The 7,675-nt window shown below is 43.1% G+C and carries 8 protein-coding genes and 6 tRNA genes; 13 read left to right on the top strand and 1 reads right to left on the bottom strand.

What is annotated here, in order from left to right:
* Nucleotides 1–185 precede the first annotated feature (185 nt).
* The 12 genes from KH180_RS10715 (at nucleotide 186) to rsmI (ending at nucleotide 6,646) form a co-directional block, all read left to right on the top strand.
* A tRNA-Asp gene (locus tag KH180_RS10715) sits at nucleotides 186–259 on the top strand.
* Between the two features lie 34 nt (nucleotides 260–293).
* A tRNA-Val gene (locus KH180_RS10710) sits at nucleotides 294–366 on the top strand.
* Nucleotides 367–376: 10 nt separating this feature from the next.
* Nucleotides 377–449, top strand: a tRNA-Thr gene (locus KH180_RS10705).
* A gap of 69 nt (nucleotides 450–518) precedes the next feature.
* Nucleotides 519–600, top strand: a tRNA-Tyr gene (locus tag KH180_RS10700).
* Between the two features lie 6 nt (nucleotides 601–606).
* A tRNA-Met gene (locus tag KH180_RS10695) sits at nucleotides 607–680 on the top strand.
* 107 nt (nucleotides 681–787) lie between these two features.
* Nucleotides 788–860: transfer RNA gene (locus tag KH180_RS10690), tRNA-Phe, on the top strand.
* A gap of 261 nt (nucleotides 861–1,121) precedes the next feature.
* The gene (locus KH180_RS10685) at nucleotides 1,122–2,501 is read left to right on the top strand and encodes an aminotransferase class I/II-fold pyridoxal phosphate-dependent enzyme (RefSeq protein WP_290760114.1); all 1,380 of its coding nucleotides are present in this window, start codon (nucleotides 1,122–1,124) and stop codon (nucleotides 2,499–2,501) included.
* A 1-nt stretch (nucleotide 2,502) separates the two neighbouring features.
* The gene (gene tmk / locus KH180_RS10680; RefSeq protein ID WP_290760112.1) at nucleotides 2,503–3,138 is read left to right on the top strand and encodes a dTMP kinase; all 636 of its coding nucleotides are present in this window, start codon (nucleotides 2,503–2,505) and stop codon (nucleotides 3,136–3,138) included.
* Nucleotides 3,139–3,193: 55 nt separating this feature from the next.
* Nucleotides 3,194–4,186, top strand: coding sequence for a DNA polymerase III subunit delta' (gene holB / locus KH180_RS10675; protein ID WP_290760110.1), 993 nt, complete (start codon nucleotides 3,194–3,196; stop codon nucleotides 4,184–4,186).
* Nucleotides 4,180–5,046 (top strand): PSP1 domain-containing protein, encoded by an 867-nt coding sequence (locus KH180_RS10670; protein ID WP_290760108.1) that lies wholly within the window; start codon nucleotides 4,180–4,182, stop codon nucleotides 5,044–5,046. Before holB ends, KH180_RS10670 begins: the two co-directional genes overlap by 7 nt.
* Nucleotides 5,036–5,788 carry a tRNA1(Val) (adenine(37)-N6)-methyltransferase gene (locus KH180_RS10665; RefSeq protein ID WP_290760106.1) on the top strand — a complete coding sequence of 251 codons (753 nt, stop codon included), beginning with the start codon at nucleotides 5,036–5,038 and terminating at the stop codon, nucleotides 5,786–5,788. Before KH180_RS10670 ends, KH180_RS10665 begins: the two co-directional genes overlap by 11 nt.
* The gene (rsmI, locus tag KH180_RS10660) at nucleotides 5,789–6,646 is read left to right on the top strand and encodes a 16S rRNA (cytidine(1402)-2'-O)-methyltransferase (protein WP_290760105.1); all 858 of its coding nucleotides are present in this window, start codon (nucleotides 5,789–5,791) and stop codon (nucleotides 6,644–6,646) included.
* A 20-nt stretch (nucleotides 6,647–6,666) separates the two neighbouring features.
* Here the strand turns inward: rsmI and KH180_RS10655 are convergent, their stop codons facing one another.
* The gene (locus KH180_RS10655; RefSeq protein ID WP_290760103.1) at nucleotides 6,667–6,912 is read right to left on the bottom strand and encodes an AbrB/MazE/SpoVT family DNA-binding domain-containing protein; all 246 of its coding nucleotides are present in this window, start codon (nucleotides 6,910–6,912) and stop codon (nucleotides 6,667–6,669) included.
* A 141-nt stretch (nucleotides 6,913–7,053) separates the two neighbouring features.
* Here KH180_RS10655 and KH180_RS10650 point away from each other — a divergent pair, with 141 nt between their 5' ends.
* Nucleotides 7,054–7,635, top strand: a complete 582-nt coding sequence (locus KH180_RS10650) for a nucleoside recognition protein (RefSeq protein WP_290760101.1) — start codon at nucleotides 7,054–7,056, stop codon at nucleotides 7,633–7,635.
* Nucleotides 7,636–7,675 lie beyond the last annotated feature (40 nt).

The following is a 7,675-nucleotide window of genomic DNA, read 5'->3' as shown; positions in this document are numbered from 1 at the left end:
AACGTATGGAGCTGACTGTTACTAATCGGTCGAGGCTTTAACCAAGGTGAAGGTAAGGAAGAGGTTTGATGAAAGATTCTGTATGTAGTTTTGAAGGTACATTTTGTATTTCAACATAAAAATGAGACATAAGAAATAAAAACTGTTTAGTTCTTACTTCTTAGTTTTTGTTTTTATAAAGATTTGGCCCGGTGGCTCAGCCGGTTAGAGCGCCGCCCTGTCACGGCGGAGGTCGTGGGTTCGATTCCCATCCGGGTCGCTTTTCCTTAATATAAGGATTTATATATAAATTTGGGATCATAGCTCAGCTGGGAGAGCATCTGCCTTACAAGCAGAGGGTCATAGGTTCGAGCCCTATTGGTCCCATTTTTTATCAGCCGTTGTGGCTCAATTGGCAGAGCAGCTGATTTGTAATCAGCAGGTTACCGGTTCAAGTCCGGTCAACGGCTCTCATAGATGCATAAAAATCTTTCTTTTTTGTTTGAGTTTTATGCAGAAATGGTATAATATATGTGTATGGTGGGATTCCCGAGTGGCCAAAGGGGGCAGACTGTAAATCTGTTGGCAACGCCTTCGAAGGTTCGAATCCTTCTCCCACCATTTTAGCGCGGGGTGGAGCAGTCTGGTAGCTCGTCGGGCTCATAACCCGAAGGTCGTTGGTTCAAATCCGGCCCCCGCAACTTCCAAGCAGTATATGAGTATACAAAACATTGAAAATAAATAAGGCTGAACATTGTGGTCAGAATTATTTATTTTTAGTATTTTACTGCATAAAATCAAAATCCAGGCCCAGATAGCTCAGTCGGTAGAGCAGAGGACTGAAAATCCTCGTGTCGCTGGTTCGATTCCGGCTCTGGGCATCCAAAAAGTTCTGAGAATATCAGAACTTTTTTTGTTGCATAGGAAATTATTTCAGAATCCCCTATACAACAAAAAGCACTCCGTGCAGGATGCGCACAAATGCGCAGAGAAATTATTTGCCTGTGGCAAATCGCATTTGGCGCGCAAAGTGAACAAGCTCACTTTGTTCTTGCTTCCAGTTTATGAAAAAGCAAGGAAAGGTCTTGGATTGTTCTCTGTGTCTATGATAAAATAGGATAAAATGAGGCTGAATAAAACAAATGAAATATCCTATTTATGATAAATTAAGACAACTTAATAAGGAAGATATTTATCCATTTCATATGCCGGGGCATAAAAGGCAGAAACAGTCTATTATGAAAGATGAAGACCTGTTTGCGCTTGATATTACAGAGATCACAGGTTATGATGACCTGCATCACCCGGAAGGCATGATTAAAGAATCAATGGAGTATGTCCGACATATATATGGAAGTAAGGAAAGTTATTTTCTGATTAACAGCAGCACTGCAGGTATTTTATCTGCTGTCACTGCAGCCTGCCGCTTTGGGGACAAGATTCTTGTCAGCAGAAACTGCCATAAGTCTGTATATCATGCAGTATCTTTGCTGGGCCTGAAGCCTGTTTACGTATATCCGGACATACGGCAGGATATTTGCATGGGTATCACACCGGGTGAGGTAAGTGATGTTATCAGAAGGGAACCTGGCATTAAGGCTGCGGTTATTGTATCCCCCACTTATGAAGGAATTGTTTCTGATATCAGGGGAATTGCAGAAGTGCTCCATGAAAAAAGCATTCCGCTCATTGTAGATGAGGCTCATGGGGCGCATTTTATATTCCACAGCGGATTTCCGGACAGTGCAGTTACACAGGGTGCGGATGCAGTGGTACAGAGCCTTCACAAGACACTGCCTTCTCTGACACAGACCGGCCTTCTGCATATTTGCAGCAGCCGGATAGGAAAAAGAGAAATAGAACAGGCAGTGTCTACATTTCAAAGCAGCAGTCCGTCTTATATATTAATGGCGTCCATTGATTACTGTGTCAGAAAATGTGCAGACAGTCCCCAGCTTTTTGAAGATTATATGCAGAATCTGAGGGATATCCGGACGAGACTTTATAAAATGAAACATCTTAAGCTGGTGAAAACGGATGATCCGGGCAAATTAGTGATTCTGACCAGGAATACAGATCTTACGGGAAAAGAGCTGTTTGAGATTTTGAGAGTTCAGTACAAAATGGAACTGGAGATGTCTGAGCTCTCATATGTGATTGCTATGACCAGCATCTGTGACACAAAAGATGCATTAAACCGACTGTGCAGTGCTTTGACGGAAATAGATGACAGCCTTGATTTTACTCAAGAAAATAATATTTCTATTTGTTTTAAAAATGAAATGGTTATGACGCCTTATGAGGCAAAGATCAGGGAAAGGAAACTTTGTGCTCTGGAAGATGCATGCGGTCAAGTCAGTGCGGAATATGTATTTTTATATCCGCCGGGGATCCCTGTGATTGTGCCGGGAGAAAAAATCTCCGGAGAAACTGTCCGGAAAATTGAACAATATCAAAAGCAAAAGATGAATCTGACCGGCCTCTTTGAGGATCAAGTTTATACAGTGGATGAAAGGGTTTGACATGGGAATATTTATAACAATGGAAGGGCCGGACGGCGCCGGTAAATCTACACAGATTGATTTACTAAGAGGCTACTTATTGGAGAGAGGGTATGATATAATAGTATGCAGGGAACCAGGCGGTACAGTCATCAGTGAAGCAATCCGGGAAGTGATCCTCAACAAGGATTACAAAAATATGGGACATATGACGGAACTTCTTTTGTATGCGGCAGCCAGGGCCCAGTTGGTGGAAGAAGTGATACAGCCTGCTCTGGAGGAGGGGAAAGTGGTCATCTGTGACCGGTTTATTGAGTCCTCCGCAGTATATCAGGGAATCGCAAGAGGGATGGGCGTTGATTTGGTATATGAGATCAACCAGTTTGCGGTTGGAAGCACCATGCCGGATATTACAATTCTTCTGGATATTGATGCCGAGACAGGCATCGGAAGGAAGAAACAGCAGGCAGAATTGGACCGGATGGAATCAGAAAAGCTGGAATTCCATAAAAAGGTTGTAGAAGGTTACAGGCTTTTAGCTGAGAGAGATAAAAATAGAATGGTGAAGATTGATGGAACAAATCCCATAGAGGAGATTCACCGTCAGATCAAGGAAGCAGTTAATAATACCTTATCAAGCGAAGCACACCAGTCCTGAGGGGACAAAAAAGTGACTCATGGGGTATAATTTCATAGGGATGGAAGAGGATGCGATGAAGAGTTTTGATAACGTGGTTGGGCATAAAAAGGTGATACAGCATTTTGAGGAGGCAATTCAGACCGGACAGATTTCACATGCATATCTGCTGAATGGGGAAGACGGTTCAGGAAAGATGACATTGGCCAGGGCTTTTGCAAAAGCACTGCTGTGTGAGTCTCATACCGGATGCGGTGAATGTACGCCCTGCCGCCAGGTGGATACAGGGAATCACCCGGATTTGATTTTTATTACACATGAGAAGTATGAGATCCGTGTGGATGAGATCAGAAAAGGGATTAATGAGACGATTGACATTAAGCCGTACAGCAGCGATTATAAGATCTATGTTGTGGATGATGCTGACCGTATGAATCTGGGTGCCCAGAATGCACTGCTGAAAACACTGGAGGAACCGCCGGAATATGCAGTAATCCTGCTTTTGACAAATAACAAAGACCGGCTTTTGGAGACTATTTTATCCCGGTGTGTGTGTATGTCTCTGGGAACGGTGCCTGAAGATTTAATACGGAAATACTTAAAAGAGAATACAGATGCAGATGAGGACATGATAGATTTTTCAGTATCGTTTTCTCTGGGGAATTTGGGGAAGGCTATACATGTGGCCACAACCGAAGAATTCCACGATATGCTCAATGAGGCTTTGGGAATGCTGGGCTGCATTCATCATATCGAGCTTCACGAGATGATTTCTTATCTGAAGACATTGACAAAATATAAAGAACAGATTTATGATTTTCTTGATATTATGACAGATTGGTACAGAGATATGCTGATACTGAAGACGACAGGCTCTGTCAATCACCTGATTTTTAAGGACAAGTACCGCCAGCTTAAAGAGCAGGAGATCTATATTACATTTGAAGGCCTTACCCATATCATGGATGAGATCCAGAAGGCCAGAGTACGCCTGAATGCGAACGTGAATTTCGAAGTGACAATGGAGATGTTGCTTCTTACGATGAAGGAGAATGGAAAAGTATGGTAGAAGTAGTTGGGGTGCGTTTCCGTACTGCCGGGAAAGTATATTTTTTTGACCCAAAGAAATTTGATATAAAACAGGGGGAGCATGTCATTGTGGAGACAGCCCGCGGTGTAGAGTACGGCAGGGTTGTCATTGCCCGGAAGAAGGTAGAAAAGGACTCTATCTCCGATGAATTAAAACCGGTTCTGAGGATTGCCACAAAGGAAGACAGAGAAGCTGCCCTTGAGAATATAAAAAAAGAAAAAGAAGCATTTTCTATCTGCTCCCAGAAGATCCGTGAGCATAAACTGGAGATGAAACTGGTAGCTACCGAGTATACCTTTGATAATAATAAAGTCCTGTTTTATTTTACAGCCGACGGAAGGGTGGATTTCCGGGAGCTGGTAAAGGACCTGGCATCTATTTTCAGAACAAGAATTGAACTGCGCCAGATCGGCGTAAGAGATGAGGCCAAAATGCTGGGAGGAATCGGTATCTGCGGAAGGGCATTATGCTGCAGCTCCTATCTGTCAGAGTTTATTCCGGTTTCCATCAAGATGGCCAAAGAGCAGAGTCTTTCTTTGAATCCTACAAAGATTTCAGGAGTCTGCGGGCGTTTGATGTGCTGTCTGAAAAATGAGCAGGAAACATATGAATATTTGAATAAGAAGCTTCCTAACATCGGCGATGTGGTAAAGACCGCGGACGGCCGTACCGGAGAAGTCCAGAGAGTCAATATTTTACGGCAGAATGTGAAGCTGATTGTGGTAGATGACAATGGGGATAAAGAGGTGGTTGAGTATAAGCTGGATGACCTGAACTACCATCCCAAAGGCGGAAGAAAAAGACGCGGAAAGGGCAGCCAGAAGAATTATGAAAATTGAGCTTCAGGACGGGGAACGTCTGGATGATCTGGGGATCAAGGGCTATCAGATCATCCAAAAACGGGATGGATTCTGTTTTGGCATGGATGCAGTTCTCCTGTCTTCTTTTGTAAAAGTAAAAAGAGGCGGGAAGGTGCTGGATCTGGGCACCGGAACCGGGATACTTCCTATCCTTATGGAGGCCAAGACACCAGGGGAACATTTCACAGGTCTGGAGATACAGAGTGAGATGGTCCGGATGGCAGAGAGAAGTGCCGCCGTCAACGGCCTGGAAGAGAAGATTGAGATCGTAGAAGGCGACATTACCAAGGCCTCTGCGATTTTTTCACATGACAGCTTTGATGTGATCACATCCAATCCACCTTATATGGTTGATGACCATGGCCTTAAGAATCCAAACGGAGCCAAGGCGATAGCGAGACATGAGGTTTTGTGCAGGTTCGAGGATGTATCCAGGGCAGCCAGAGTTCTTTTAAAGAACAGCGGAAGTTTGTTCTTAGTGCACCGGAGCTATCGGCTGGCGGAGATACTGCACTGTCTGAGAGAAGACGGAATTGAACCGAAAAGGATCCGGTTTGTCTATCCCTATCGGGATAAGGAGTCCAATATTTTTCTTCTGGAGGCGGTGAAAGGCGGAAGATCCAGAATGAAGGTGGAACCTCCTTTGATTATTTATGAAAAGCCCAATCAATATACAGAAGAGATTTACGAAATCTACGGATGGAAACCCGGGGAGGTTTAAATGGCAGGAACATTATATTTATGTGCGACACCGATTGGAAACCTGGAAGATATCACCTTCCGGGTATTGGAAATATTAAAAAAGGCAGATCTGATCGCTGCAGAAGATACGAGACACAGCATTAAGCTTCTGAATCATTTTGAAATAAAAACTAAAATGACCAGTTATCATGAATACAACCGTGTGGAGAAAGCACGCTATCTTGTGAAGCTTTTGAGTGAGGGAAAAAACATTGCACTGATTACAGATGCAGGAACCCCGGGTATTTCTGATCCGGGAGAAGAATTGGTGCGTCAGTGCCATGAGAGCGGGATTCAGGTGACAGCCCTTCCAGGTGCATGTGCACTGATCAACGCCCTAATTATTTCAGGACAGCCCACCAGAAGGTTTTGTTTTGAGGCATTTCTTCCTGCGGATAAAAAGGAACGGAGTATGGTCTTAAACCAGCTGAAGGATGAGACAAGAACCATCATTTTGTATGAGGCTCCTCACCGTATGATGAAAACTCTGGACGAGCTGTATGAGGCATTGGGAAACAGAAAGATGACAGTATGCAGGGAACTGACTAAAAAACATGAGACAGCGTTTGTCTCAAATATTGAAGATGTGATTGCGTATTATACAGAGCATCCCATAAAGGGAGAATGCGTTCTGGTCATTCAGGGCAGAACTTTTCAGGAAATTATAAAGGAAAGCCAGGAGCAGTATCTGGAGTTAGACTTGATGCAGCATATGGAAAGCTACCTTGAAAAAGGATACACTCAGAAAGAAGCTATGAAGCTGGTAGCCAAAGACCGCGGAGTGGGCAAGAGAGAGGTTTATCAGGAGCTGCTGGCATACAAAGATCAGGAACAGTAAACAAGAAAGAATTCGCTTTTCTATGAAATTAAAAAGAGACATATGAACATCATATTTGAAACCTTTTTGCCTTTGTACTCAACGAGATCATCCATTTCGCCAGTAAAGATGTCCGCCGGATTGTACTTTTTCAATATGATTGTATCTTCGTCAACGAAGATCTCAAGGGGATCCCTCTCATTCACATCCAGATTACGTCTTAACTCGATTGGTAAAGTAATACGTCCCAGCTCATCAAGCTTTCTTACAATACCTGTACTCTTCATATTCGCTTCCCTCCTTGCAAATTAGTAAACTACTATACCTAACAATATCACACCTCAGAAAGCTTGTCAATTGTAGGCTTTGAAGCATATTACCTTTCTTTAGAGAATAGGATAGAGTATGAACAGAAAAGGAGTTTTCCTTTGATTAATTATATATGGAGTGTCTTAATTTTAGCAGGAATTTTAATAGGAAGTATTAACGGTAATCTGAACGCAGTATCAGACACAATTTTGGATTCTTCCAAGGAGGCTGTGCAGCTCTGTATTTTAATGTTTGGGGTTGTAGGGGTATGGTCCGGCATTATGAATGTAGCAGTTTCCCTGGGTCTGGTGAAAAAGATGGAAAGGCTCATTGCACCGATTCTTAAATTTTTGTTTCCGAGATTAAGGGATAAGGAAGCAAAAGAATATATCAGTACAAATATCGTGGCTAATCTTCTCGGGCTTGGATGGGCAGCCACGCCTTCAGGGATTAAAGCAATGAAAGCACTGGATCGGCTCAATCCTCATAAGGGCACTGCAACCAGGGAAATGTGTATGTTTCTGATCTTAAATATCTCCTCTCTGCAGCTGATTCCGGTCAATATTATTGTATTCCGAAGCCAATACGGAAGCGTCAATCCAACTGCGATTGTTGCACCGGCGATTATCGCTACTTTCTGTTCCACCATTGTGGGGATTTTTTTTGCTAAAATCATGGAGAAATTTCAAAAAAGTACTTGATTTTTATCAGGAATTTGTATATGCTAAGGATAGGGTAAAG

The sequence above is a fragment of the Anaerostipes sp. genome (assembly GCF_018381315.1).
GTDB lineage: Bacteria > Bacillota > Clostridia > Lachnospirales > Lachnospiraceae > Anaerostipes.
The sequence above is the reverse complement of the archived record's forward strand: the minus strand, read 5'-3'. Positions and strand labels throughout refer to the sequence as shown.

Coding starts and splice junctions, on each gene's coding strand:
- KH180_RS10685 (WP_290760114.1), top strand. CDS start 1,122: ATGAAATATCCTATTTATGATAAATTAAGACAACTTAATAAGGAAGAT.
- tmk (WP_290760112.1), top strand. CDS start 2,503: ATGGGAATATTTATAACAATGGAAGGGCCGGACGGCGCCGGTAAATCT.
- holB (WP_290760110.1), top strand. CDS start 3,194: ATGAAGAGTTTTGATAACGTGGTTGGGCATAAAAAGGTGATACAGCAT.
- KH180_RS10670 (WP_290760108.1), top strand. CDS start 4,180: ATGGTAGAAGTAGTTGGGGTGCGTTTCCGTACTGCCGGGAAAGTATAT.
- KH180_RS10665 (WP_290760106.1), top strand. CDS start 5,036: ATGAAAATTGAGCTTCAGGACGGGGAACGTCTGGATGATCTGGGGATC.
- rsmI (WP_290760105.1), top strand. CDS start 5,789: ATGGCAGGAACATTATATTTATGTGCGACACCGATTGGAAACCTGGAA.
- KH180_RS10655 (WP_290760103.1), bottom strand. CDS start 6,912: ATGAAGAGTACAGGTATTGTAAGAAAGCTTGATGAGCTGGGACGTATT.